At 51.4% G+C, this 25,754-nt stretch carries 23 protein-coding genes; 6 read left to right on the forward strand and 17 right to left on the reverse strand.

Annotated elements, in window-relative coordinates; translation table 11 throughout:
• Positions 1-59 precede the first annotated feature (59 nt).
• Entirely contained in the window at positions 60-539 is a 480-nt protein-coding gene (locus tag ACTQ34_RS13275; protein WP_441364230.1) for a hypothetical protein, read from the reverse strand.
• Positions 540-725: 186 nt separating this feature from the next.
• On the opposite strand from ACTQ34_RS13275, the gene ACTQ34_RS13280 reads away from it, so the two are divergent.
• The 6 genes from ACTQ34_RS13280 (at position 726) to ACTQ34_RS13305 (ending at position 5,735) form a co-directional block, all read left to right on the forward strand.
• Complete coding sequence (locus ACTQ34_RS13280; RefSeq protein ID WP_441364231.1) at positions 726-977, forward strand: hypothetical protein; 252 nt, start codon at positions 726-728, stop codon at positions 975-977.
• 56 nt (positions 978-1,033) lie between these two features.
• A complete protein-coding gene (locus ACTQ34_RS13285) occupies positions 1,034-1,816 on the forward strand; it encodes a hypothetical protein (protein WP_441364232.1) in 783 nt (260 codons plus the stop codon).
• Positions 1,800-2,588 carry a hypothetical protein gene (locus ACTQ34_RS13290; RefSeq protein WP_441364233.1) on the forward strand — a complete coding sequence of 263 codons (789 nt, stop codon included), beginning with the start codon at positions 1,800-1,802 and terminating at the stop codon, positions 2,586-2,588. Before ACTQ34_RS13285 ends, ACTQ34_RS13290 begins: the two co-directional genes overlap by 17 nt.
• A 78-nt stretch (positions 2,589-2,666) precedes the next feature.
• On the forward strand, positions 2,667-3,638 hold the full coding sequence (locus ACTQ34_RS13295) for a hypothetical protein (protein WP_441364234.1): 972 nt from the start codon (positions 2,667-2,669) through the stop codon (positions 3,636-3,638).
• A 166-nt stretch (positions 3,639-3,804) separates the two neighbouring features.
• Positions 3,805-3,945 carry a hypothetical protein gene (locus ACTQ34_RS13300; RefSeq protein WP_441364235.1) on the forward strand — a complete coding sequence of 47 codons (141 nt, stop codon included), beginning with the start codon at positions 3,805-3,807 and terminating at the stop codon, positions 3,943-3,945.
• Between the two features lie 110 nt (positions 3,946-4,055).
• Complete coding sequence (locus tag ACTQ34_RS13305) at positions 4,056-5,735, forward strand: recombinase family protein (protein ID WP_441364236.1); 1,680 nt, start codon at positions 4,056-4,058, stop codon at positions 5,733-5,735.
• A gap of 103 nt (positions 5,736-5,838) precedes the next feature.
• On the opposite strand, the gene ACTQ34_RS13310 is transcribed toward ACTQ34_RS13305, so the two are convergent.
• From ACTQ34_RS13310 to ACTQ34_RS13385, 16 genes are all read right to left on the reverse strand, one after another.
• Positions 5,839-7,065 carry a 3D domain-containing protein gene (locus ACTQ34_RS13310; protein ID WP_441364237.1) on the reverse strand — a complete coding sequence of 409 codons (1,227 nt, stop codon included), beginning with the start codon at positions 7,063-7,065 and terminating at the stop codon, positions 5,839-5,841.
• A 64-nt stretch (positions 7,066-7,129) separates the two neighbouring features.
• Positions 7,130-7,543, reverse strand: a complete 414-nt coding sequence (locus ACTQ34_RS13315) for an ATP-binding protein (protein ID WP_441364238.1) — start codon at positions 7,541-7,543, stop codon at positions 7,130-7,132.
• The gene (locus tag ACTQ34_RS13320) at positions 7,540-9,876 is read right to left on the reverse strand and encodes an S-layer homology domain-containing protein (RefSeq protein WP_441364239.1); all 2,337 of its coding nucleotides are present in this window, start codon (positions 9,874-9,876) and stop codon (positions 7,540-7,542) included. The genes ACTQ34_RS13315 and ACTQ34_RS13320 overlap by 4 nt, the downstream gene beginning before the upstream one ends.
• A 71-nt stretch (positions 9,877-9,947) precedes the next feature.
• Positions 9,948-10,247, reverse strand: a complete 300-nt coding sequence (locus ACTQ34_RS13325) for an STAS domain-containing protein (RefSeq protein WP_441364240.1) — start codon at positions 10,245-10,247, stop codon at positions 9,948-9,950.
• Between the two features lie 29 nt (positions 10,248-10,276).
• Positions 10,277-11,356 carry a phage tail protein gene (locus ACTQ34_RS13330; protein ID WP_441364241.1) on the reverse strand — a complete coding sequence of 360 codons (1,080 nt, stop codon included), beginning with the start codon at positions 11,354-11,356 and terminating at the stop codon, positions 10,277-10,279.
• A gap of 21 nt (positions 11,357-11,377) precedes the next feature.
• On the reverse strand, positions 11,378-13,492 hold the full coding sequence (locus ACTQ34_RS13335; RefSeq protein ID WP_441364242.1) for a baseplate J/gp47 family protein: 2,115 nt from the start codon (positions 13,490-13,492) through the stop codon (positions 11,378-11,380).
• Positions 13,493-13,535: 43 nt separating this feature from the next.
• Positions 13,536-16,586 (reverse strand): hypothetical protein, encoded by a 3,051-nt coding sequence (locus tag ACTQ34_RS13340; protein WP_441364243.1) that lies wholly within the window; start codon positions 16,584-16,586, stop codon positions 13,536-13,538.
• A complete protein-coding gene (locus ACTQ34_RS13345) occupies positions 16,570-16,995 on the reverse strand; it encodes a GPW/gp25 family protein (RefSeq protein WP_441364244.1) in 426 nt (141 codons plus the stop codon). Before ACTQ34_RS13345 ends, ACTQ34_RS13340 begins: the two co-directional genes overlap by 17 nt.
• Positions 16,996-17,019: 24 nt before the next feature.
• Positions 17,020-17,703 (reverse strand): phage baseplate assembly protein V, encoded by a 684-nt coding sequence (locus ACTQ34_RS13350; RefSeq protein ID WP_441364245.1) that lies wholly within the window; start codon positions 17,701-17,703, stop codon positions 17,020-17,022.
• Positions 17,704-17,841, reverse strand: coding sequence for a hypothetical protein (locus ACTQ34_RS13355; protein ID WP_441364246.1), 138 nt, complete (start codon positions 17,839-17,841; stop codon positions 17,704-17,706).
• The gene (locus ACTQ34_RS13360; RefSeq protein WP_441364247.1) at positions 17,838-19,118 is read right to left on the reverse strand and encodes a phage late control D family protein; all 1,281 of its coding nucleotides are present in this window, start codon (positions 19,116-19,118) and stop codon (positions 17,838-17,840) included. Before ACTQ34_RS13360 ends, ACTQ34_RS13355 begins: the two co-directional genes overlap by 4 nt.
• Before the next feature lie 16 nt (positions 19,119-19,134).
• Positions 19,135-19,905: a CIS tube protein gene (locus tag ACTQ34_RS13365; protein ID WP_441364248.1), complete on the reverse strand. Its 771-nt coding sequence runs from the start codon at positions 19,903-19,905 to the stop codon at positions 19,135-19,137.
• Positions 19,906-19,921: 16 nt separating this feature from the next.
• The gene (locus tag ACTQ34_RS13370) at positions 19,922-20,755 is read right to left on the reverse strand and encodes a CIS tube protein (protein ID WP_441364249.1); all 834 of its coding nucleotides are present in this window, start codon (positions 20,753-20,755) and stop codon (positions 19,922-19,924) included.
• The gene (locus tag ACTQ34_RS13375; RefSeq protein WP_441364250.1) at positions 20,706-23,117 is read right to left on the reverse strand and encodes a hypothetical protein; all 2,412 of its coding nucleotides are present in this window, start codon (positions 23,115-23,117) and stop codon (positions 20,706-20,708) included. Before ACTQ34_RS13375 ends, ACTQ34_RS13370 begins: the two co-directional genes overlap by 50 nt.
• A 16-nt stretch (positions 23,118-23,133) precedes the next feature.
• On the reverse strand, positions 23,134-25,176 hold the full coding sequence (locus ACTQ34_RS13380; RefSeq protein ID WP_441364251.1) for a TolC family protein: 2,043 nt from the start codon (positions 25,174-25,176) through the stop codon (positions 23,134-23,136).
• 35 nt (positions 25,177-25,211) lie between these two features.
• Entirely contained in the window at positions 25,212-25,613 is a 402-nt protein-coding gene (locus tag ACTQ34_RS13385; protein WP_441364252.1) for a hypothetical protein, read from the reverse strand.
• Between the last annotated feature and the right edge of the window lie 141 nt (positions 25,614-25,754).

The raw sequence follows: 25,754 nt of genomic DNA on the forward strand, positions 1-25,754 counted from the left end.
GAACAAGTCAAAACGATCATTTTTCGCTATATTTTTATCTACTACAACCGCGTCAGGGTCTATACACGCAACCCGCTTGGGCTGCCGCCTGTGAAGTACCGGGAGTGGATGCGGGCGCAGCAGGCAGCCTGACCGGTGCTGCCGCAGTTTTCCTGCGTTCCGCTACGCTCCACTTCGGAAAACTGCGCTGTATTACCATGCTTTTCAGATTTTGGGTGTTTCCAGACTGCACATTTCTTGACATTTCCAATCCCCTCCAAAGAGCCATTATCTTCTTTTGCACCGGAGTTAAGTTTAGGGAACCCAAGATGTTTTTTAAAAGACTCTAAAAAAGCATCTTGACCATTAAATGTATCCATTATCAGTTTAACAAATATAGTATCTAATTGTGCTATGCAACTTGACCATTCTTTAAATGATCTCATCATTTCATAAAGTTGTTTATTGCTATAGTTCTTTTGTTCATTTGTTAGCTGAATCGCAACTTGATCTACTGCATTTATTCCCATATAGTTGTTGTTATCTTGTTTCTTATCCATTTTAATTCCTCCTCACTATATCTTTTTACATCAATATTTTTGATACTAACAAATCATTTACAAATTGTCATGGTACAAAAGCAAAATATTTAAAAATATTTTTGCACCTTGCTTTGTCTGAATTTCCCTTTTATCCTATTAACCACGGAGCGCTCCTCAATTTTTATTTTACCAAGGAGGATTATGATGCGTATAACTGTAGTTGGTAAAGTACATCGTACAGGTGTATCAAAAAAGACGGGAAACAATTATAATTTCATAGAATTGCACTTTGTAGCCCCCTCACGCGGCGTAGAAGGAGAAGCTGCACAGACAGTCACTATGGATCCCTCAGTATTTCCATACGATCAGATCGGACGCGGCCTTTATAATATCGATTTTGATCGCAACGGAAATCCGCTTTCGCTGCATCCCGTTCAACCCCCTACAAGCAAGTAAGACATTAATATGTATGGGCGGTGGAAAAACCACCGCCCATCAGAAAAGAGGCTCAAATGAAAATCAAAGAAGCAATAAGAAACAGATTCACTGATTTTGATTTAAAAATTGCTGAAGCAATTAAAACCGGAGACTGGAAATTTATTATCCATAATATTGGAATCTGTTGTCTAATATTATCTGTATTTTTCACCATTGCTCTTCTCATCTTTATTATATGCTCACGACTATTTGGCGAATATGTAAAACATATATTAGGATTTTTTGTTGGCATCCCATTAATGATATACATTCTTTTTCTTTCTTATCAAGCAAATTGCAATGATTCTCGTAAATCACATGAAAATCAAAAAAGAAATAATCAACTTGAAATATGGGCAGAGAACATTTATGAATATGTCCGCGACGCCATGTATCTTGTTTTCCGCTCGATGTCTGATTATACAGCTATCATTATGCCATCAAGTCCAAGCTCTATTGAACTTCCAAACGGAATTTCTATAAAAAACAACTATGTTGTATTTAATTTTATAGTGCGTGTCCGAGATATAGTAGATCCAACTCAAATAAAACGTGAGCTAAATCGAACTTTATCACAAATGCTACGTGCTCATGAATTAAACGGTGTTCCATCAGAGTTAGTTTTAATTAATGGCTCATACTATATGCCACTTCAAATCTACGATATCGTTGACTGGGGAGATTCTATCAGTGTTTCTGTAGTGTTTGCAGATGAGAACACCGTGGATATTATTAAGGCCAGAAAAATACCACATTTTGAAATTTCCAGCAAACGATCACATAACAAGCCGGATCCCCTCTATGATGATGAACTATAATGAAAATCAAAATCACCTTATTTTAGGATATGACTTAGACTGTTGGAATACTTTCCATGAGAAAAAACCTATTTCTATTGATCTGTCTCCCAAAACAAATAGCCATATTTTGTTTTGCGGTATGAGTGGAAGTGGAAAAAGCTATTTGGAAAATGCAATTTTTGCAAAGCTTGCAATTATGGAACCACATGGAACCATATTCTTTGCCGATTACAAAGGTGATGATAGCTTCTCATATCTTCTCGATTGCCCACGACATTATTTTTATACGAACACCTTATCAGCTTTGGATATTGTACACAACCGATTGCTCGCTCGGCAATCTGGTCAAGACAGTAGCCGAAATCCCATTACCCTAATTTGGGATGAATACATGGCACAAGTTTTATCTTTAATGTACACAGACAAAAAACTGGCATCTATAGTGATGAGTAAGGTAAGCGAAATTTTACTTTTAGGTCGTTCTCTGTCTGTTCGTCTTATAATGTCCATGCAACGTCCAGATGCTGTAGCTTTCCCTGCTGGTAGCCGTCTAAACTATGGTGTAGTCGTAATATTAGGCGCAGCCGTAAAGTCCATTTATGAAATGCTTCTACCTGATTTCCGTGAAGAAATTAAGGGTAGAAAATTCAATCGTGGGGAAGGTGTGGTTTTACTCCAAGGTTCAGAATTACATTTTATCAAGGTTCCAATAGTGTTAAATGAAAAACGAATGAGGCAAATCTGTATAAATGCTCTAAATGATTCCTGCCGTCCGTCGAGCGAAGCGTAAGGCGGACGGCTCGGTGGCCTGGATAGTATTACCCAGGCCACTTCTGTACCTTGTACCAAATAGAAGGATGTGAAAAAATTGGAACGAGATACTAGGCATAGGCGATATCTGCTGACAATTAATAACCCAGAAGATTCATGGAAACACGAAAAAATACGAGCAACATTAGATAGGTTAAATCTGTCGTATTGGTGTATGGCCGACGAAGTAGGACTCAAAGAGAAAACAATGCATACTCACATATATTTTGTTTCCAAAACCTCGGCTATACGCTTTTCCACCATTAAAAACATATTTCCTACCGCACATATTGAACCATCTTTAGGGAGTAATGCTGAGAATCGAGCTTATGTTCAAAAATCCGGTAAGTGGGCAGAAGATCCTAAATCTGATACCATTATTCCTGGTACTTTTGAAGAATGGGGAGACCTCCCAACTGATCGGCGAGGCGAGCGAACGGATTTGACTATACTATATGAGCTAATTAAAGACGGATTGAGCAACTATGAAATTTTAGAGCAAAATCCAGATTACTTGCTCAATTTAGAAAAAATAGAGCGGGCTAGGCAGGCGGTTCGGGAACAGCAGTATAGAGATACTTTTCGCCAATTGGAGACAGTCTACATCTGGGGGCCTACCGGAACCGGTAAAACCAGAGGTGTCATGGAGAAATACAGTTATTCCGGTGTTTACCGGGTAACCGATTACTCTCATCCATTCGACAGCTATGCCGGTGAAGATGTTTTACTCTTGGACGAATACGGCAGTAATTTCAAAATCCGCGATTTGCTCAACTACTTAGACGGTTATCCGTTAAACTTGTCATGTCGGTATACAAACCGTGTGGCCTGTTATACAAAGGTCTACATCATTTCTAACCTGTGCCTGTCCAAGCAATACACCGATGTGCAGTATGAGTCCCCCGCAACCTTCGAAGCACTCATGCGTCGAATTCAAAAAGTTAAGGTCTATTCTGCTCCCGGTCAGTCTGTAGAGTATGATACTGCTGAATATATGGATAATCCTTTTATAACTATAAGGAGACATTAAGTATGGTCGATTTTATTGCCAAATTAGGCCGAGCATCCCCTAATAAATTGCATCTGCAAATGCAACCGTTAAAAAAATTTCCCTCTTCGTCGTCCTTCTTCGATGTTGATCTATGCTGAATAATTTTTCCAGATCCGGGAAAATTACTTGCAAAGGAGGGCTGCCTTTGCAGACCATTCAGAAATCCCCCCCGGAGGTACTTGTCCGTCAGACCTGGCTGCACTACTACAATGACTACCTTCGGGAATGTGGAGTGATTACCGAGGAAGAATGGCGTAAAATGCGCCGTTTAATTGAGCAACACTAAAAGGGAAAGACGTTCGAAAAGTAATTTTTCGAACGTCTTTCCCCTTGTTTTTTTCTTCGAATATTGTATAATATAGATAATGATAAAACGAACTTTTTGAGGTGGCGAACATGGATATACATACTGCACGCCAGCAGTTAAAAACGAAGTCCATTTATGACATCCCCATGCGGGTCACTTATTATGCCCGTGTATCTTCTGAAAAGGATGAGCAACTCAACTCCTTGGGCAACCAGATTTCCTATTATGAGGACTTTATCAAGAAAAATCCAAACTGGACATATATTGAGGGCTATATTGATGAGGGTCTTTCTGCTGCCACCACAAAAAAGAGGGAGAACTTTCACCGGATGGTAGACGATGGGAAAGCCGGTGTTTTTGATTTCGTTATAACAAAAGAAATTTCCCGTTTTGCCCGTAACACCTTAGATTCCATCCAGTTTACCCGTGAACTACTCAATGCTGGGGTTGGTGTGTTCTTTCAAAATGACAATATCAATACATTGGATGAGGATAGCGAGTTACGACTTACTATCATGTCTGGTATTGCCCAGGACGAACTACGCAAACTGTCAAGCCGTGTAAAGTTTGGCCATGCCCAAGCTATCAAAAAGAATGTTGTGCTAGGCAACAGCCGTATTTTCGGTTATGTCAAAGACGGTGGGCGGCTAGTGATCGATCATGACGAGGCTCCCATGGTACGGGAACTATTTGAACTCTACGCCACCGGCCAGTATTCCATGAAGCAGATCGAAAACCTGTTTTGGGAAAAGGGCTACCGCAACCACAACGGCAAGAAGATTGCCCATACTACCATGTCTGGCATGATTTCCAACCCCAAATATAAGGGTTATTATGTGGGTAACAAAGTTAAAGTCATTGACCTGTTTACTAAAAAACAGAAATTCCTTCCCCCGGAAGAATGGGTCATGTTCAAGGATGAAACCGGGGAGATTGTCCCGGCTATTGTAGACGAGGAACTTTGGGAACAGGCTAACAAGGTATTGAAAAAGCGTAGCGAGGATGTGAAAAACCGTCAAGGTATTTGCAACCATGCAAACCTCTTGACTGGCAAACTCTTTTGTACCGATTGTGGCACAGCCTATTACCGGCGAGACAGCAAAGACAAGTACGGAAACAAAAACAGCAAATGGGTCTGTTCCGGGAAAATCAAAAACGGTGCCGATTCCTGCAATTCTTTTGCCATCTACGAGGAAGAACTAAAACCCCTGCTCTTTGAGGTGTTCAACGAGACAGAGGCCGACGCCGAGTCACTGATTGAGGAATATATTGAGATGTATAAGTCTCTGGCCGATGGTGGGGACGCCGCCAAGCAGATCACTGCACTAAGGGAACAAGCCGACCTTTCCCGCAAGAAAAAAAGCAAGCTGCTGGGCTACAATGCTGCCGGTCAGCTTTCTGATAAAGACTTTCTTTCCATGAATAAAGAATGTGACAAGGAAATTGACGAGGCCGAGCGGCAGATCTACGAGTTGGAACAGCAGCAGCTTTCCAAAGAGGAATTTAAAAAGCATATCGACACTATTCGCCGAGTGCTCCACGATGCCAAACGGGATGCCGCTCATGGCATAATCAACAAGGATTTCGTAGACAAGTATATTGACAAGATCTTTGTCACACCCGAAGCAGACGGCACCATGCGCCTGCAAATCAAGATTTTTACCGGAGAGACAACAGACAAGTACCTCTCTAAACTCAGAGGTCGTACGGGTCACACGATGAAAAAGATGATTGAATCCTACGAACAGAACCTGGCTAACCAGGGCTGATCTGAGGCAATAGAGAGCGCGCGGCTTCCGAAATTTCGGAAACCGCGCGCTTCTCTTTTTCTCGCGCTACTTTGTAGGGCAGTATGCCACACAGCGCATTGACTTAGTTCAGAACATAAATTTTTGCAGTACGCACACCAAAATTGGTTGCCTCTGTTCCCGTCATAAAGAACAGATCGATCCGATTGCCCTTGATAAGTCCGCCGGTGTCTTCTGCCAAACCTGGGCCATAGCTCCAACTCGTGCCATCTTCTGCTACAACAAACACGCGTGAGCCAAGTGGGATGACCGAAGGATCGACTGCGATGGTACCATATTGCGTTGTGGTGCCTGTGGCCGTAATCAAGCCGCCTTCCTCTTGCCGATGATAGGCAGTCGCTTTAACCGTCAACACGCTTGAATAGGTGTGTGTCGTGCCGTCCGGTGTGGTGATGCGCTTGTTTGCCGTATCCACCGTAACATTGGTCGGTGCGGACCAGACCGTCTCTTTTCCCGCCGTGGAGAGTCCTCCACTCACTGCGGACAAGGCATCATCCGCACCATTCTGTTCATCCGTATCTGCTCCGCCGGATTGCTGCCCGGGGAAAATGACTCCTTCATCCCACGCCAGTTCCTCCTGCGGCTTCTCCGTCTCAGTACCACCTGTTCCGCGGTCAATCACACAATCTACCGGTTCGGTCACAATGGTTTCGGTCAGCGCAGTGCGCTGCACCTCTTCGCCGTCCCGCATCGCTACGCGATATGTAACCTGCTTTTCTCCCTTGACGCCTGCGCGCACGATTTTACGCTCTCCCTGCTTCAGCGTGTCGCTTTCGCGCACCAGAATACCGTAATCGATTTCCTCACACTCGGTCACAGTCTCGTACACCACCGAAACAATCGAAATACCTGCATCATAAGACAGATACTCAGTCAGCGGCGGCGTCACCACCTCATCTTCCGTCAGGATGATATTATTTTCCTCCAGCAATTGTGCCACGGTACAGGGAGAAAACGGCACAGTCATGGTTTCTCCGCCGCGCGTAATCTCCGCATACAAGGCATCACCCAGTGTTAAATAGGTTGTTCCGCCGGACTCATATTGCTCCCGCACAATCAAGCTACCAAACCCGGCTTTCTCACATGCCTCGTCTACCGTACCTGGATATAGCCGCACGGTTTCGTGCCGTTCCCCATCGGTGAGAACATACTCATGTCCTATCATCCGGGCCGCACCAGCCCATACCAGTGCCAGCATCGCACAAATGCCCGCCAACGCTGCCAGCAATACGCCGCGTCGTTTCCAATGCTGTAATCCTGCCCAAACGCGGTCGAACCGTCGCTGACGCATCCGTTTCCCCCTTTCTGCCGTACTTGCAATATCGCGCCGTCTTTTCACGGTTCTGCGCTCCCGTTCATTCACTCAACGCTTTTCGAATGGTTAAAATATTGCTTTTATTCTCATAACGATAGGATACCTCGTCCATCATCTGCTTGACCATAAAGATACCCAACCCACCAATGTCACGCTTCTCTACGGACAGAGTAATATTCGGGTCCTGCCTCTCCAGCGGGTCATACGGCACACCCTGATCGATTATTTCAATCTGCGCGATCGCAGGCGATTCGATGATTTGGAGTTGAACGGTCACCCTCCCCTCCTGTTTTGGATATGCATATTGAGATATATTTGTAAATATCTCCTCAACGGCAACCATAATCTGTGTTTTAACCGTTTCTTCGCACCCTGCCTGATGCAGTTCACTGTCCACAAATGACAGTACACTGTCCAACTGCTCCAACTTAGCCGGTACACACAGTTCTTTCATATGCCACCCCCCTGATCGGTGTGGATATCCTCCAAGTTATATAACATCTGTGCCAATTCTGCACGAGTCACTGCGTCCTTCGGATAGAAATTGCCATCCTCCCGGCCCTTGACCAGACCGCTGCCGCGACACAAATAAACTGCCTCACGCGCCCATGCACTGATTGTATCCTCGTCGCCAAAGCTGCCTTGCAGCGAAACCTGCAACGTATCACCACGCCATGCGGCAAATCGTGCCAACACCGCGCACATCTCCTCGCGGGTGATGCTGTCCTGCGGTCGGAAACCGCCGTCGCCGTCACCCGTAATGATATCGTTCTCCTGCCCCCATGCCACCGATGCAGCGTAAGCTGCATCCGCAGAGACATCGTCAAACGGCTCGGTGTCCGTTGCCTCCGGCCGTTCGGCCAAACGCCATAGAGCTTCGACTACCACTGCGCGCGTAGCGCTGCTGTTCGGCGCAAAGCTGCGGCCGCCGTCGATAGCATCAATCAGCACATGCGAAGCACAAAAGTCCAACGCGGGCATGTACCATGCCGATGCATCCAAATCATCAAATTGTGCGACAGCCTGCCCCGTTGTGTCATCTGGCTCATCCGGTTCATCTGGATCATTTGCTCCGCTTTCCTCTCGTACATCGTCCTCGGTCGGCAGCGTATCCAGATAGCTGGTATAGGTCTGCGCGCTGTTATCCTTGGGCAGAGCAAACGCAGGCTCCTTGACCGATGCAATCACAGCGACACTGCTGCCGCCGCTGACTTCGCCGGATACCGCCGACACACCGCTGCCGCCGCCGGGTGCTGCGGCAACATTGCCGCCCGTAATGGTCATGCTGTTGGGCGCGCCCGTCGTCTGCTGTCCATCTTCCGGCTGCACCGGAATCACACCATCCTCGGTTGTCACCGCCGTCTGGGTGCCGCCTGCACTCAGCCCGGATGCGCCGTAACCTCCGCCGGACTGTACTGTACCGCCGGAAATGGTTGTTTTGCAGCCGGAAGCGCCTGCACCTGCACCAATACCGGCGATATTTTTCCCGCCTGTCGCGGCCACTGTGCCGCCGGAAATCGTCGTGGAGAAATTCTGTCCATTTGCGCCCGCGCCGATACCGGGCGCATTAGCACCGCCGCGTGCCGTTACCGTGCCGCCGCTGACTTGAACAGAACCGCCAGCCGCACCGTTGCCGCCGCCCAGCGCGGCCGCGCCATAGCTGCCGGTCAGCTGCATCGCACCGCCGGTGACCGTAACACTGCCACCTGAGCCGCCTGCACCCTGCCCGACCGCTGCGCCACCGCCCGAACCACTTGCTGCAATCGTACCACCTTGAATTTGCACCGCGCCGCACGCCACATCCGAACCGCCGCCGATTGCTGCCGCACCCGCACCGCCTACAGCAGTCAATCCGCCGGTGCTTGCCGCTGAAATGGTCAAAGTCGCACCCTCCGCGACTTCAATGGCTGCACGGGTCGTTCCCGCGCGCAGCTCATTTTCTCCTTTGAGAATCAGCTCTGCTTTTGCGTCATTTTCTATCACGAACGGCGTTTTCCAACGCTGTTTGCTCAAATCCAGCCGGACGTTTTCCAATGTCACCGTGACCTTTGCACCGCTGCGCACCACAATCGACCGACTGGCGGCATCCGACACGCCGGTCAATACATACTCACCGGCCGCCGGATACTTTTCGCTCAGTGCATTATTCTGGTACAGGTAAAATCCGTCGCTCTCCAGCTGCACACCGCAGGAAGAAACATTGATGACCGTGCGCGGCGGCGTCTGAATGCAGACATACGGATTTGTTCCCACGTCGTCGGTCGCACCGGCGCTATACCAGTTTTCCCCCGCTGTAATCGTGCCATCCTCGTTTTCCAGGCCGCCTACCTTGACCGCCTGTTGTTCTCCTGTAATCTCCAGCTTGCCGTTAGCATCACCGGTAAGCTGAGACAGATCCTCCGGTGCAAGAATGGTCTTTTGCACAAAGCGGACGGTTCCCTCACTGTACAGGCCATAAGCCGCGGCCGAAACCGTGTTCTCTCCCAACAGCACAACCGTCGAATCCGCCGGTAATACAATACCGTTGACTGTCTTGTCCTCTGTCGGCATGCCGTTCTGCCAAACCCATTTTACTTCTGGGCGGATATCCACATCTATCAGCGTCAGCGTTTTGGTTTTATAATCCCAATACCAGCCTTCCGACCGGTCAATCATGCTGTATTCATACTGCGTGCAATCCAGTGTTTCCAATCTGGTCTGCGCCGCTGCAGCCGAAACGAAGCATACCATCGCGCAAAGCAGGCCGCCCAGCAGCAGGCGCAGCAGGTGACTTGTCCGATTTTTCACCGGTCATTTCCTCCTTTTTGCCATTCAACAAGGAAAAAGGGCCGGAAAAGCCACTCTTCCCGCCCCATTCTTCATTCGATGGTCATTACCGAGCTAAAGCCTACCATATCCAATACGTTTTTGACTGTCTCGCCGACGTGATTCAACACCATAGACATATGTTTGGACTGCGCGGTCTTTTGCCCGATGAGCAGCACACGCAGTCCCGCACTGCTGATGTACGTCACCTTCTCAAAATCCAAAACGACCTTTTCTCCTCCTTGAAACGCCTCCAGCACTGCCTGCTGCAGCTGTGGGCTGGTCATTGTATCCACACGACCCTCGATTTTCAACGTAGTCGTGGTATCGTCGCGGCTGGTTTGAATTGTCATTGCAATACTCCCCTTCTATGTATGCTCACTTATTGCAGACAGGTCAGCCCATTGAGCGCTGCCCCATCGTTCAGGCTGCCGCCGATGCTCTGCACCAGCGACGCATTGACATCCAGATAACAGTGATAGTCCATCCCCATGCAGTCTCCCAGAAAGACGATGCTCACGCGTGTGCGAATCGGACGGAACTGGTCAATCAGATACAGCAGCTTGGCATGTAGCTGTTCATCCGATCGCCGTGCAATCAATACGGTGAACGCAAATGGGTCTTCCCCGTTCTTCTCCCGGCTGCCCTCCGGCCCGATACGCTCCAGAATATATACCGGCTCCTTCACCAGCAGATGCACGATTTCTTCAATCGCCGCGCGCGTTCCCTTGCGGGACAGCAGGCGGAAACCAGCCTGAATCAGCCAGCGACATTGTCGGTCACTAAGGAATCCGCCCTCGATTTCCAGTCCCAGCCAGTCCGCAAATACCGGCAGCAGTGCCGCAGGCGCAGTATTCGGATCAAACAGCGCAGGCAAGCCGTCAATCTCCTCCTGCAAGTCATTATACAGCGCGGAAAAAATCGACAGATACCGGTGCAGGAATTCGCCATTGCGCCGGTATACCTCCGGAAAGGTCTGAAAAAAGTTATCTCCCGGCGCATATACCCGCAGATCCCGCAAATGCGCACTGCCTATTCCGATTAATTCGATGCACAGCCACAGATAGCGGCCTCTTTGTCCATAGAGCAGAATATCATCCGCGCCGACCTGTTGAATGGAATCGGACAATTCAAACAGCCGCATTTTATGCTGTGCGTCCGTATTCGGATCGCGCAGAAAATCGTCGGTCAGAATAGCCTTTCCGTCCTTTAGAATGCGATTTTCATCCGATGCAAGCGCACGGATGACCAGAACCATATCGCGCGGCATCTCTGCCGAAAACGCAAATCGTCCCCATTCGCAATCCTCTGCTCCGGCATCCAGCGCACCAAGGAACAGAACATGCCGCATCTCCTCTGCCGTTGTATGGATGCCGCCGTTGTCATCAATTGTCAGCCCATATCGGCTTCCGCCGCGCAGGCGGCTGATACCGATACAATATTTTTTCAGCAATTTTTCCATGCGCTTTCCCCGTTCTCTTTTTTATCTGGCAAGCGATGTATTGATTTCCAGCGTCAGCTGGCCCAGATAACAAAGACTGCTCTCGCCCAGAACAATATCCGTCCCCTGCATCACTGCGTCTGTCCCCGGCGCGGGATGCAGGGTCAGCATATATACGCCATCAACCCCCGGCTGTGTTTCCAACTTATGATACAGTTCAATAAACCGAATGGTTTCACCAAAATTATGCTCTGAATGAATATAATCCAGTTCCCTCTGTAACAGGTCTTCCAGTTCTGCACGGGCATTTTCGTAATGCTTCCGTACATGCACAACCGCCGTGACATCGATAGGAACATACTGCGGCTGACGCAGTTCAATGCGTGTGGCAATCATGTGATACTGCTCCAGCCGCTGGGTAATTTTCTCTACATAATACGCCGGCAGCACAGGCTTATCGTTTTCAGTATAACACTTTACTGTTAGTCGCACAAGATTATGCCGTTCATCCGCCACTGCACGCACCTTATGGATGCAGAGTCCGGGCGTAGTGCGCACAGCCTGCTCATAATCCGCTTCGCTCACTGCGCTCGAACGACAGCGCAGCGCTTCGATCAGCCGACGGCGCAGCTGCTCGGCTGTCTCGGCAGAACGTCCGCCCACACCCCGTCCAGGCGCATGATAAAACACTTCTGACGGCTCATGCGGAAAATACGGGTCGGGCGCGGCATTCAAGCGCGCACCTGCGCGCAAATTTCCGGCTTCACCTGCCGTTGTGGCCGCATCGCACAGATACAGTCGTACTGCGCCGCTCATCCCGTTGTGGTGGATATGGAGCGCACCGTCGGATGCTTCCACTGTATAGTACAAACTTTCCTCTCTTCTGTCGTTCGGCGTAATGCGGTAGTAACCAATCTGCCCATCCGGCAGCACTAGTTCCGCTAATACGCTAAACCCATCCGACAAAACTGCTTGCAAATCGGTCAACTCAATTTGCTGATCCTCATATCCGTAGGCAGTGCCGATTCGACGGCGATGCAAAGTGTCCAGGTCATAGCACACTGCACAGATGGCATCTGGTCCGGTATCCGGCCCAAATCCGAAACGCGCATGGTCAAAATGCAGTACAACCGTGCCGTCCAGTTCATCCTGCCGCAGATAGAATCGGCCTTGACCCTCCCCGCGATCCAGCTCATAGCGAAAATACGGGCCGTTCTCACGCTCACGACAATAGACAAACAAGTTTTCATAGCGTGTCATCGCGCTTTGGATACGGATTTCATCCGCACCGGCAAAGCGGAAGGATGCTGCATGTGTCTCCCGCTGCTCCACTTCAAACAAACCACCCACCAGCGACCGTACGCGCGGCGCGATATCATACTCCGCCTGCTCCAGCACGCAGCGCACTGCGATTCCTTTTGCAGAAAAACCGTCCCATTCAACGGGCGCCTCCTGCCCCAAGGTCAGATGCAAACCGCCGCTGAGCAAGAAGCCATGCGTTTCATCCTCGCACGCTGCATCCATCCAACCCTCTGCTGTATAATACTGCCAACGCATGCGCGCAAAAGACAGCGAATCGTCCGCATCAAACGGATTGCGCCAGCTTTCGTTCTCGATACCGGCATAAAAGTGCAATGTCATTCCAGCATGCAGTTCGCCCGATAAAATGAAATACACCGCATCGCCCGGCTGCGGCGATGCACCAAACATCTGCACCGAAGCATGCGCCCCGTATTGCAACAGATAGGTCAGGTCGCGTGTTTCACCACCACTTTGATAAATTACACGCATCATCGACCACGGAATCAATTCGGTTTGCTCTCTGGTCTCAAAGCACATGCTGCCAAGCAGCAGCTTTTCCTGCGCCGGCAGAATGCGTCCTCCTCCGTCCTCAGGCGCAACCAGCAGGTGCGCGGCGCAAATGCCGGATGGGTGCAATCCAAGCAGACTCAACAGCTTGAATCGCAGCTCATCCGTGACTTCATCCAGCAAACTTTGCTGGAGCAGCGAGAACGAAGACAGATTTTCTAAAATGGTAACGCCGGGATCGGAAACATTGAAATTCGTCCATTCATTCGTATACAACGGAATACGCGAAAGCGCTTCACCGAGCAGCTGTTCATAATCCTGATCATTTAGTTTGATACTATGCAGCATGGGATACCTCCGTCCGCGCGGAATTCATCATCATTCGGGGCCGTCAACCGACAAAGGTGACATGCACCCGATGCCGGCCGTTGACGGCAATCATAAAGGGCGAGCGCGGCAGCTCTGCCAAATCACATTCATGTACACCGTCCTGTTCTACGCGGCGTGCGCTGACGCAGAACCGACGGATCACCGCATCCATTTTCGCGGTGCGCAGCTGCATACCGATCCATCGCTCATCCGGCAGTTCACCGATGGCCCAGCCCGGCGTACCGAGCGGATCGATCATCTCTTGAATACGCTCGGTCAGCATATGCTGAATCTGGAAAGCCGTATCCGCATGTGTGGTTTCCACCCAAACGTCCACGGACAGCTCAATATACAGCGGCTCGGTCAGATAAAAATCATCGGGGGCGATGGTCGCCTCGCAGCGTGCAAGCAGAAAGTCAGTCAGCGGCTTTTTCAAATTGTTGAAGGAATAGGAGCCGGACAGATAATCCTGCATCATCACTACAACAGAAACCAGCCGCCCATCCCGTTTTCCGCTGGGCGAACAGCCCGATATACACTTGACCTTTGCAATCACCGCAGAATATGCCTGCACTGCACGCTGAAAATCCAGCGGACTGACCAAACGGTTCTGTGCGCTGATGAGATTGGTGCCGCGCAGCCGCGCGCTTTCCACCGATTCAATATTGCTGCCCGCGCTGGTGGCAACCGGATTATAAACGCGGTCGACATACAGCATGTTACCATACAGCCGGTTAACCGCACCGGCTGGCAGGTTACCCTGCATGCCCTCACACCGCTGCACACGCACGGTGATTGCCACATTATTCTGCGCGCGCGGAATACGCACGTTTACGCCGTCACCAAAGCGCAACAGACCGAGCATACGGTCAATCTGATAATGCCGATCCTCCGGTTCGGACTGATCAAAGCTGTCCACCTCGGACCAGCGCACGAAAAATGCGCTGATTTCACCGATCTGATTATACTCCGCACGCACATCATCCGGTCGTTCGGCGATCATGGCACGCATTTCGCCCTGTGTAAGCGCGCCGAACTCGTTTACAAACACCTCGGCGGACAGAATATTATCCGTATCCAGTGGAAACGCCATATTGGGCATTGCTGTTTCGATGTAAAACTGCTTTTCCGGGAGCGTTTCGATGTTGCGTACCTCAACCGCATTGGTCAACAGGCTGCGGATAACCGCATGGTAGCGGTCCTCCCGGTCGAACGCACCGGTTTCATCCGTCAGACGCAGCCAGTAGCGCCGCCGCCCCTCCACCGCAAACGGAGCAAAATCCTGCGGTGGATAAAACTGCACAATTCCTGCCTGCCGCATGGCGCGCGTACCGTCCACCACACGCAGGCGCTTAAAGCCGCCCACCGTGGAGTAATAAAACTGCAGCGGTGCGCTTTCAAAATGTACATTTTCTTCTATATCAAAAAACAGGCTCACAGGCGAACCGCCGAACGGACGGTCAAACCCCAGCAACAGAGAATTATCGCTGTACGGCAGCGGTGCAAATGCAGTAAACGGCTGGCCACTGTGTACCAATTCGGTTACGTCCTCGCGCAGCGTGCCGCAGATGCGCTCCACACGCTGCGGCAGTCGGCGCAATCCCGTGTACTGATAACGCAGCCGCACCGTTTCCATGCGCGGCATGTGATGCAGGCAGGGCTGTAAAAAACAATTATCCGCCTGCATCACACGCAGTCGGAGCATGCGCCCTTCGATGCCGCCAATCATGCTCGGCTGCCAATCGTCCGGACAGGCGAAACGGATGGCAATCTCACCGTCACACGTGCCGTCAAACAGCGTCTGCCAGTCGGTCGAAATCGGCAGACGATACCAGCCGCGGCCGTTAAAATACTCAATTGCCATGCGCTGCACGCATGTTTCCGCACGCCCGATCTGTGTCGGACGCGGACGGCGCTTAATGACCTTCAGTTCCTCTTCCACCTGCGCAGGCAGCAAATCGACCACCTTATCCTCGTAGCTGAGGATAAAGGTCAGTTCAATCTCTGCGCCTTGCTGACGGAAAATGCGGTCATGTCCAATGTAGCACTCATCAAAAATAGACGCGGTTGGGCCGAACGGCAGACAGCTTTCGCTGTCAAGCTGCTCATCGTTGTGAATAATTCCCTCGGGTGCAGTATGCGCACACGAGGAACTGACCTCCAACCGTGCCAAATCCACCGCATTCTGCGGTATGCCACAGGCCTCCACACACAACACCGCGTACTCCTCTCCGGCAATACCCACATGCCGGTTTTCTCCGCCGCGCGTCAGAATAACGCCGCCATCCTCGCCCACACAGGCCTCGATCGGCCGCAAGCCGTCCTCAGACAAATAACTCCAGCGGCAGAGGGACGAATTGCTTAGCCAAGCTGCCAGACTGTCTCCTGTGACGGCATCCTTGGCGTAAACCATAATGGATACTCCGTCCGCCGTATCAAACAGACTGTTATGGTACAAAATCAATGCGCTGCGCGCGATGTTGCCCTCGGAATAGTCAAACAGGCTGATTGCCGGTTCAGCGGCGGGGTCTTCCTGAGACACAGCCGTCTCCGGCAGCATTTCCATATCCGAACGGCGCAGCAAACTTTCGGGCAGCAGAGGCTCCGCGCGCCAATCGCCTCGCAGCGGCCGAATACAGCCTCGAGAACCCGAAACGCCTATGATATCGGTCAGCACTGCACTGGTGACAAACAGCTCGTTTTGTGTTTCAAAAACAACCCGCTCGTCCCCGCCGCTCTCCGCGAGCAGCTTGACTCCGCGCGGCACCTGCACACCGGCAACCGTATCCGGTATCATATCGAACACCGCCACGCCGACAGCAGGAAAGGCTGCCTGCAGCGATAAATCAAGCAGATTGATAAATTCAGTATGATATTTCTCCACAATCTGATTCAGCCGCCGGATATTGCCCGAAAGCTGTGAGGCGAACAACAGCCCGATCACCGAACCGATATCGGGATCTTCCGGATGAAACGCCCATTCCGGCGTATACGACTGCGCCAGACGTGCGATCTGCTCCCGCAGATCGCTTTCCGTGCGCGGGTCAATCCGGAACTCACTTGCCTTGCTCATCATTCTCCTCCTCGGGCTGTACATTCAGATAAAAGGGAAACACCAGATTATCTCGCTGGTTGGTCTGTGCCACCACATAGCTGATGTTAATCAGCAAACAGCCGTCGCGCACCGTCGGGTCGATGCTGACCGACACATCCGACAGGCGCGGCTCCTGTTCAAGCAGCACGCTGGTCAGCTCGTTCTTCATCAGGCCAAGCATGGTCGGTGAGGTATCCATAAACGAATAACTCAGCAGACGCGCACCGAACAGCGGCTCAAGCCAGCGCTCCCCCCTCTGGGTCATCAGGATGAGATAAATGGACTCTTTGACGCTTTGCTCCCCGGAGGATACGACAAACCGCCCTGTGCTTTTGTCAATCTGCGGCGGGAATTTCATCCCACTGCCCAAAAAACGCCCGTTTGCCATATTGTTTTCCTCCCCAAATGGTGCTTATCCTATCTTAATCGGGCTGCCGGTCATCGTGGCAGCACCGCTGCTTTCCAGTTTCAAAACGGAAGATGCTTTTTCCGTCACCGTGCTTCCCTCCAGCTTGAGCATGCCGTCCGTCTGGACCGAAGCCATCTTGCTGGCCTCCACTTTGAAATCATTGGCAGACAGCTTGACTGTCCCGCTTTCGCCCGACATATCCAGCTTGATCGTGTCGCCGACCTTAATGGTCAGCCGGGACTCTGCCTTGATCGTAATGCTGCCCTGCCCCTCGGCGGTTGCAATGACGATGGAGTTATTGCCCTTCTGGTCCTTAATGGTGATCTGATCCCCGCCGTTATCCATTTCAATGGTGTGTTCTTTGCCGGCGGTCTGAATGATAATTTTGTCCTGCCCGCCCTTTTCGTCTTGCGCATTGTCCTCAAAAACAATCGTACTGCCGTGTTTAGTAACAATGCGCTTAATTTTGTTATTCGCGTCCACCGATCCGGTTAAAAACTTATTGTTATCCAGTGGCACGCCGCCTATCACATATGGTTTTTCGATATTCCCGTTTTCAAAAGCAAGCAGTACCTGATCCCCGACCTCCGGCAGAAAATAATACCCCCACTCCTTACCGGATAAGGGCTGCACCAAACGTGCCCAATGCAGCTCATTTGCGCCATCGTCACGCGTCGGAATGCTCACTCAGATTCGCCCGCCCATACTTTTATCATAGTTGCGCGTAACCGTACCAATCATGACACCGAATACTCGCTCATCGCCGGTTTCGGTCTTGGTTACCTGCTTTTGCGAAATATCTCCAATGATATCATACAGGCTCATAACAATCCCCCTATTCCGCTCGTCAACGCAGATGCACCACCGAGTGCGCCGCCGAACTTGGCGGTTTTGCCAATCAATCGGGTTCGATAGCCGCTGTCACTGCTGAACTGGTGCATAACGGTAGTGATATAAAAGCTGTTGTCCGCCGGCGCGCCCATGCCCTTCACATCGAGAAACCGGCCGGGAGACAGGTCTGGAATACCGACACAGGTCGCCTCAAACGAGCCCAAACGATAACTCATCTGCTCATACAACGAATTCGCGCGGGCATCTGCGTCCTGCTGCGACTGGATGGATGCATCAATATACACCTTCTGCGCTTTATTGACCAACGCGCGCGCCTTGCTCTCAATCCCGGCATCCTGCGCCAGCTTTTTGCTGGCCTTGACCAGCTTGCCCGTGCCTGCATCAACCGAGCGTGTTTCAATTTCACCCACAAGGCCGCTGACGCTGTACCCGACGCTGAACTCCAAAATGCCCGCGCCCGCCGACAACTCAGCCTGCGGTGCGGTGTCCGCTTTCGCAGGTCGGAAATAAACGGTCTGCTTGTCGGCAAAAAACTCGTAGTTAAAACGTTTTGCCGCCTTGACAACAAATTCATAATCGCTTTCCGAGACCATTTCGATGGTCGAAGGGGAACTGCTGCCGGCTGCACTTCCCGCCAAACCGCCGGTCAAGCCGCCTGTCGCGCCCCCCGCATCTGGGGTAGCCGTAACCTGCAGGCTCATATCTTTCATCAGGCTGGAATACACGCTGCGCGCGAAAATTTGCTCGACCGCCGCGCTGTAGGACGCGGCCGAAATCTGCTGTGCATAGCTGCTGGCCATCATCACGCCCTTGATATCCATACCGGTTACCTCAAGATATGGCAAACCGGTGTTATCGAAATGGAAATCCAGTCCGGCGACAAAGCCATGAAATACGGTCTGGCCGACACCAAGATACCCCAGCACGATATCCAACACATTGCCGATACACACCTGCTGCTTGATTTCACTGTATCGAAAAGACGCGGTAGACTGGTCATAGATATTATAAATGTGAAAGGAAGCGATGGACGCTTCAAAGTCACTCGTCACGTCAACACTGATATCATCAATGACAAATTCACCCGTATTTTTGAATGCCTCACCGCCGAAAAAAATCGCTGCCTGCGGCGAAGAAAACTCCATATAGGTCTTTTTCAGCGCGTCATAGGTTAATTTATTCGCAGCACCCGATACATTGCCCGCCATGCCGCCAAGCGCGGATAACGCGCCGGATAAAATGCCTTCCATATCTTGCCTCCTGCGGTCAGAAGCCGGTGATATTCAACAAATTGCTCGCAGCCTGACCGATATTCGTGTTTTGCTCACCACTGAAGCACTCGTCAAACTTGCTTTGGTTCCATTTGGTATCCTCCGCCCCGCTTGTCAACTGCTGCGTGATTCGCAGCGACACAACGCTGTGTACAGGCTTGCCAGAAAGCGAAAACATGCCATATTGAACATTGACATCGGTCAGCTCACCGGAAAACGCCATATCTGCCCACTGAAATGTCACAAACCGCTCGGACTCCAGCATAGTGGCCGCCAGCAGACCGTTGCTCTGCGGCTGCACGGTATAACCGCCGTTCAACGCCCTGACAACAGACGCCGCATTCGTAATCATATCGTTTGCCGATACGCGGAACTTGTCCGCCATAAAGGAATCCTTGACATTTACCTCATTGAATATCAAATCAACCGACAAAATGACCGACGGGGCACGGCAGCTCTGATTGACAACGCCATCCTCAAGAGTATTTTGCAGATTGCGCATCTGTACGCTTTCTGTATTTGCAGAAATACGAATGGACGCCGGATTATATTGCACCTCAATATATCGGGCAGAGGACGTATCAATCAGATTGGTATTGGTTAAGCCACTGCGATTGAGCATCTGGGCCGTCATCTTCGTGATGCTTGCCGTGCCGCCCGCCGCCGATGCGGAAGAGGAAGCGCCGGTCCCAAAAACCAACACCGCTTTTTGAATGCTGCCTGTAATGCTGCTGCCAATATTGGACATTGTACTGGCTACCGACATGCCGCTCTCCCCTTTCTTATAAACTCAAATTAAGCAAATTGCTCACCTGCTGTCCGGCAGTTTGCAACGCACTCTTCTGACCCAGCAGTGTTTCCAGCTGCGCTTTCCACATCTGTACCTCAGCCGACCGCAACTCCTGCCGCAGTCGAAGCTGTACCTCGGCTCGAATGGGACGACCGGACACGGAAAACATCGTATAATTGGCCTGTAGCTGCCGCAATCGACCTCTGAATGAAAAATCCGCCCATTGAAAGGTCATGGATTGCGTGTATGGATTGCGAAGCGCGCTGATAAACCCCTCGACATAGGGCTGCACCGTAAATGTCGCCCCGGAAGCCATGGTTGCAAGGTTGGTCGCTGTTGTGACAGATACACCGCCTGTAAACTTATCGAACATAAATGCGTCATAAATATTCATCTTATCGAACTTTAACGCAACGGTCAGTTCGACTGTCGGCGCCGCAACCGTATCACTCACCGTATTCTGGTCGTCGTTTGTACCGTTTAAATCGCGCCGCTGTGAAGAGGCATTGGAAGAATTTATCTGCAAGGAGGCAGGATTAAATTGCACAAAAAAGGTTTTATCCTGCCCTGAGCTGCCGGACATCGCGGCTGCAAGGCTTTCATTTCCCTGCAAAGCATCCTTTGTATGATTCAAAACGCTCTGGTGAAAACTCTCCTGCTGTGTAGCAGGGCCGATTAAGCCGCCAGCTACACCATACGAGGAACTACGATTCTGTTCAATCTCCAGCTCCACTGCCGTGCCCTGTGACCGCACATCATGCACCACAATGCAGGCCTTATCGGTTGCTCCTGTTACACTGCTGAGCAGGTCGCTGCCAATCGACATATCCGTATGCCTCCTTCCCTTTTGTTATCTTCCGCGCCGCGCGCTCCATCCGCAGCCGCTTCTCCATCTGACTGTATACTTTATCCGAAATTGTGCCCAATTGCCGTGCAAGCGTGCGGTTAATCAGCTCGGTCACGTCCTCGCTCATGCGTTCAACCGTGCGGCGCTGGGTTTGCTCTATTTGACGCGTTTCCATGCGCTCATGCTGCTCGGTTACTTGCGTTTGCTCGGTCTGACGGACGGTCTGGCGCTGCTGTTCAAGCTGATTGAGTATCTCCTCACTGACTGCGCGCTGCTCGGTCTTATGCACAAACTGTACTGGCTGCGGCCCACTGTGCTGCGGCGTACTGCGCACTGTTTGACGCGGCAGCGCATGGCGGACAACCTCCTGTGCCGCCTCGTGTACCAGTGTCTGGTGTTCCTCGCTCAGAACGGATACCGAAGTCGAACTCCCGTTTTGCATGGGTATGGCTTGTGCTTCTGCCGCCGTAAAAACATCGACTGGCGCTGCATTCTGCAACGACAGCGGTGCGTTATCCATCGGCATACGATCCGCGGCCTGATGCTGCGGCACACGGCGGATGACCTCCTGAGCTGCTTCATGTACCATTGCTTGGCGCATTTCGTCCGGCAAAGCGGAGGAGGCTTGCCCACTGTCGTGTGGCGGCTCGTTTTCCACTGCCGCTGTTGCTGCGTTAAAAGCGGCAGGAGTCGCTGTCTGAAGCTGCATCGGCAGCGGCAATCCCGCGGACGGGTTGGCCTCATACTGCATCACCGCTTCCAGCATGCGCCGCGTCGGCTCATCCGCCTGACTGAGCAGCGTTTGCGCGTCCGGCGAGAGCTGCAGTCGGGGCTGTGTCTCTGGCGCGGCTTGCGCCATCAACTCTCCCATCACCTGTTCCGGATGATCGAGTGCACGCAGTGCATCCTGCATAACGCGGCTGGTATCTACGCGCCGCGTCTCGGTATGCTTGCGCTCGATTTCCCGTATACGGGCGCGCTGTACGCGCTCCAGCATCTCACGGTTGTGCCGATCAATTTGGTCCAACCGCTCGCGCAGCGTTTGTGTATCGGTTTGCACCGTCTTATTCTGTACCAACTGCATCTGCTGCTCGGTCTGTGACAGAAGTGTAGTCTGTTCAGCGGTTTGCTGCTCGGTGACACGGTCACTCTGATACATTGCACGAAGCCGCCGCATGCGTTCGAGTACTTCACGCGCGTTATGCGCCAGTGTCGTACTTTCCGATGTATGGCGTGTACGCTCGGTTTCCGTCTGCTCACGCAAAATTTCCTCGGTCGAATACAGCGTTTCGGTCAGGATATTCTCAAGAGCCAGGAGCCGCGCAACGACATCATCGCATGCGCTGTGGTTATTGGCCTCAGCTTCTACAACAAGCTGCTGGCTCAGGTTGTATTTTTCATTGCTGGCCACCGTCGTACCTGGGTCAAGCAGCTTACCTTGATACTCAATCAAGGCATTGGTGATATTGGAATAGCTGTCGTTTGCCGCAGTCTGTAGCGCACTGTCTCCGCCCTCTGCGGCGACGGTCTCCCCATCATCATCCTCGGAGTCTTCCATGCGGGTCAACTCCTCGGTGTAAGTTTTCAGCTCCGCCTCGACAATGGTATACACTTCGACGCGCCTACTTGCGTCGACCGCATTCATCACTTCCTGCACCGCATTCATCTCTTCCGCGCCGCCGTCGTTATCCGCCAGCACATCATAATAACGCTGCAGAGCCGCCAACCATCCATCTGCCTCATCGGTTGTGGCGTTATGCAGGTCGAGCGCATAAATCTGCTCAATACGCGCCATTTTCTCCTTGCCGGAGGTACTGTCGCTTTGCTGCTCCTGCATCAGATCATACTGATTTTTCAAGGGGAACAGCTCGTCCAGCCCCTCCAGATCATACGGATCGTTGATATCCTGCAAACTCACCTGCTCACCGGTACGCAAATCATAGGTCTTGCCATCCGACTTGGTGTGATGCGTCAGATACAGTCCGGTCAGCGAATCGGTCGTGACCGGCGTGCCACTCGTGGTAATATCAGCCAGACTGGACGCGGTGGTGATATCAAACCACGCACCATCCGCCAACTCGGATTTATAGTAGATGTTTTCCTGACCGGATTCCTCCGCCGATGCCTGTGCTACCTCATAAATGGCGTCATTCAATGCACTCAGGTGAATCAGATGCGTACCAATCAGCAGAGTGGAGTCCTCAATGCTGTCAAACTTGGCCGCTGTAAACTGCACGGCCTCCTCCTCGTTCCACACCGCGCCCGAAAACACCCATGTCATAATACCGATCAGCGCCGCTGTCACTGCTGCCAGTCCGATCGCTCGCTTGTGTCGAATCATGTTTGCCTCCCCGGTTTCATTCTGCTGTACTGCGCCAAATGGTCTGCCCGGCTTCATTTAAATATGCGGTGCAGATCTCATTCTTATTATCATCGTACAGCACCACCTGAATCTCCTCGGCACTGGCCGCAAGCATGGTCAGATACCGCAGCGATCCGTCAATCGCCGTCGGCTCGGAAGAACCGACCGGTTTTCCGTCATCATAGGTGACAAGGAAATATTTTGCGCCCACCGATGCGTTGACCGTAAGCGAAAGCTCGGTCATCTTCATACCGCCCACCGTGGACGAGGTCATGGTGTAAGTGCCGATTTTCTCCTCGGATTCCTGCGCTGCGCTGTTCTGGAAAAAGCTGATGGTATCCCGCGGCACACGCGCATCAATCTCGCATTCCCCGACAAAGGTATCGCCGTTATACATCCGCAGCGTCAGGGTCGAGGTTTCGCCGTAATCCAACGCCAGATGACGGATTTCCTGATCGATCGGAGTACGTTCCCCAATCTGCTGTCCCTCATACCAAAGCTCAAACTGTGTAACCTCCGGCGTATATCCTTCGGGAATCTCCACCCCGAAGGTAAACACCATATCCTCCACCGAGGTGTTCAGATGGTAATATGCGCCGTCCGGCGTATCGATCTCCGCATAGCTGTCCGCCGCCTCGCCGCTCTCGGTTGACAGTGATTCGCCACTGAAATACTGAGTCACTGCGCCGCAGGTCAGACGGTCGAAAGAGTACAGCAGCTCGTTATAATCGCTCAGCAGATCAATGATCTCTATCTGTGCCTCCTGATACTCGGTCAGCTTATCGCTGACCTCCTCGTATGTTGCTTTCCCCAGCTTGTTAAGCGCCAGCAGGCGATCGTAATCGCTCTTCAGCTCGTCCGCACTTTCTTTCATGGCGCGGTAAGCGTTTTCTGCCGAGACGATAGTCTCGTACTGGGTTGCAACCTCCTTGCGCAGCGCCGCTTCCGTGCTGTCCTGCTCGGTCTTGGCGTTGGCATATTCCATACAGGCCGTGTAGAGTGCATACATCTCATCTTCGATATAACGTGTACCAGAAATCTCACCCTTGAGCCACTCTTTCGTAAAGGAGAAAAACAGAATGCGGAATTTGCCATCCCATGGGCTGTCCAGGTCGGTCAGCATTTCTTTATACGCAATCTGAAACGCCGCATAATCGACATCCTGCCCGTTTTTCGCGGCGTTAACAAACGACATCACGCGGTTGAGCTTGCTGCCATACTGGTTACGCATCAAACTCTCGTATGCATTCAGGTTAAGCAGCGCCGTCGAAGCGGACATCTTCGCCGCGTAATATCCCTGATCGTTTTCCAATGTGTATTCCGTAATCTCTTCCAGCTTTTCGCGGGGAATCGCCGCCGTGAACATGCTGTCAGCAAAGGTATAGCCGGTTGTGACATCCATACCGATGATATCAGACAGGTCGCTTTTCGCCGTTTCAAAGTTGCGTTTTTGCGTTGTCAGCTCATTTTCCAGCGTTTGCACAGACTTTTCCATCTTATCAATATCCGCCTGCGTGGCATCGCCTGTGCGCAAGCGTAACTGATTACGCTCCAGCTCGGTCTGTGCATTCTCAAGCCGTTCCGCTGTAAAATCAACCTTTTCCTGCAGCACATACGCATTGAGGTACGCCGTATTGACCTCAAGCAGGGCTGCATACCGCAGGTCATTCAACTCATGCTGCATGGTGGTGATATCCGCTTGTAAGGTAATCGGCTTAATCTGCATGTCGTAATCCTCGGTCAGCGTCAGCTTTTCCGGGAATTTGAAGGAAAGCAGCGGCGTCCAGCGGAAGGATGTCAGGTTTTTCACCTTGGCCTTGATAGCCGCAACCGCCTCGACATATTTCATCTTTTGCAGGGTAATCTCATTTGCCTGTTTGGAAATATCCGAACTGTTGGCAACAGCAAGCGACTGGGCCTGTGCCTGCGGCAACGTTTTCCCTGCTGCACCGGCAAAGGGCGGACTGATTACCGCTGCAAGCAGCGCCGCCATAACTGCCGCGCCGGTCAACCGACGATACAGCATCTGTCGTTTCATCTTCCGCCTCCTTTCTGCCATACTTATGTTTACATTTATTCCGCAAGAGAAATGGAATAAAAGTCAAACCGGTCTCCATTTTCCTCATTGGTGTAGAACGTGTAAACCATTCCTTCCCGCTCAAAAGAGTGGATGTACACCGGATAATTCTGGTCGTATCCCGTTACATTGACCGCTTCCTCGAACGAGCTATCGGTCTGCATATCCACCTTTTCAAAGCGCAGCGCGCTGTCCTCGGTCAGACTGTTGATGGTCACGGCCTCCGCCAGCAGCACCGGGGTTTCGCCCTCGTATTCCGTGATGCCCAGCTGATTGGCAACCTCGGTGACCGTTGCGCAGGTCACATTATCCAGCACAATTTCAGTAGCCGGAATGAATACAGTGCTGACGCTCCATTCAGGCTCCAGCGAATCCGAACCGTCCTTGAGTCCACACACCACGCCAATCTCCTGCATGTCAATGCAGGATTCAGTCTGTCGAGAAACCCGGCCTATGCGTCAGGCATAAGCCGGGTTTCTGGCGTATAAAGGCCAAAAAAGTACAAACATGAATGGAGAAGACTTCTCCTTCCACAACCA

This window comes from Agathobaculum sp. LCP25S3_E8 (genome assembly GCF_052117165.1).
Lineage (GTDB): Bacteria > Bacillota > Clostridia > Oscillospirales > Butyricicoccaceae > Agathobaculum.

Coding starts and splice junctions, on each gene's coding strand:
- ACTQ34_RS13370 (WP_441364249.1), bottom strand. CDS start 20,755: ATGTCGATTGGCAGCGACCTGCTCAGCAGTGTAACAGGAGCAACCGAT.
- ACTQ34_RS13375 (WP_441364250.1), bottom strand. CDS start 23,117: ATGATTCGACACAAGCGAGCGATCGGACTGGCAGCAGTGACAGCGGCG.
- ACTQ34_RS13380 (WP_441364251.1), bottom strand. CDS start 25,176: ATGAAACGACAGATGCTGTATCGTCGGTTGACCGGCGCGGCAGTTATG.
- ACTQ34_RS13325 (WP_441364240.1), bottom strand. CDS start 10,247: ATGACAATTCAAACCAGCCGCGACGATACCACGACTACGTTGAAAATC.
- ACTQ34_RS13285 (WP_441364232.1), top strand. CDS start 1,034: ATGAAAATCAAAGAAGCAATAAGAAACAGATTCACTGATTTTGATTTA.
- ACTQ34_RS13290 (WP_441364233.1), top strand. CDS start 1,800: ATGATGATGAACTATAATGAAAATCAAAATCACCTTATTTTAGGATAT.
- ACTQ34_RS13310 (WP_441364237.1), bottom strand. CDS start 7,065: ATGCGTCAGCGACGGTTCGACCGCGTTTGGGCAGGATTACAGCATTGG.
- ACTQ34_RS13360 (WP_441364247.1), bottom strand. CDS start 19,118: ATGGAAGGCATTTTATCCGGCGCGTTATCCGCGCTTGGCGGCATGGCG.
- ACTQ34_RS13280 (WP_441364231.1), top strand. CDS start 726: ATGCGTATAACTGTAGTTGGTAAAGTACATCGTACAGGTGTATCAAAA.
- ACTQ34_RS13305 (WP_441364236.1), top strand. CDS start 4,056: ATGGATATACATACTGCACGCCAGCAGTTAAAAACGAAGTCCATTTAT.
- ACTQ34_RS13345 (WP_441364244.1), bottom strand. CDS start 16,995: ATGGCAAACGGGCGTTTTTTGGGCAGTGGGATGAAATTCCCGCCGCAG.
- ACTQ34_RS13335 (WP_441364242.1), bottom strand. CDS start 13,492: ATGCTGCATAGTATCAAACTAAATGATCAGGATTATGAACAGCTGCTC.
- ACTQ34_RS13330 (WP_441364241.1), bottom strand. CDS start 11,356: ATGGAAAAATTGCTGAAAAAATATTGTATCGGTATCAGCCGCCTGCGC.
- ACTQ34_RS13275 (WP_441364230.1), bottom strand. CDS start 539: ATGGATAAGAAACAAGATAACAACAACTATATGGGAATAAATGCAGTA.
- ACTQ34_RS13340 (WP_441364243.1), bottom strand. CDS start 16,586: ATGAGCAAGGCAAGTGAGTTCCGGATTGACCCGCGCACGGAAAGCGAT.
- ACTQ34_RS13315 (WP_441364238.1), bottom strand. CDS start 7,543: ATGAAAGAACTGTGTGTACCGGCTAAGTTGGAGCAGTTGGACAGTGTA.
- ACTQ34_RS13365 (WP_441364248.1), bottom strand. CDS start 19,905: ATGTCGGTAGCCAGTACAATGTCCAATATTGGCAGCAGCATTACAGGC.
- ACTQ34_RS13355 (WP_441364246.1), bottom strand. CDS start 17,841: ATGAGCCTGTATGATATCATTGGAGATATTTCGCAAAAGCAGGTAACC.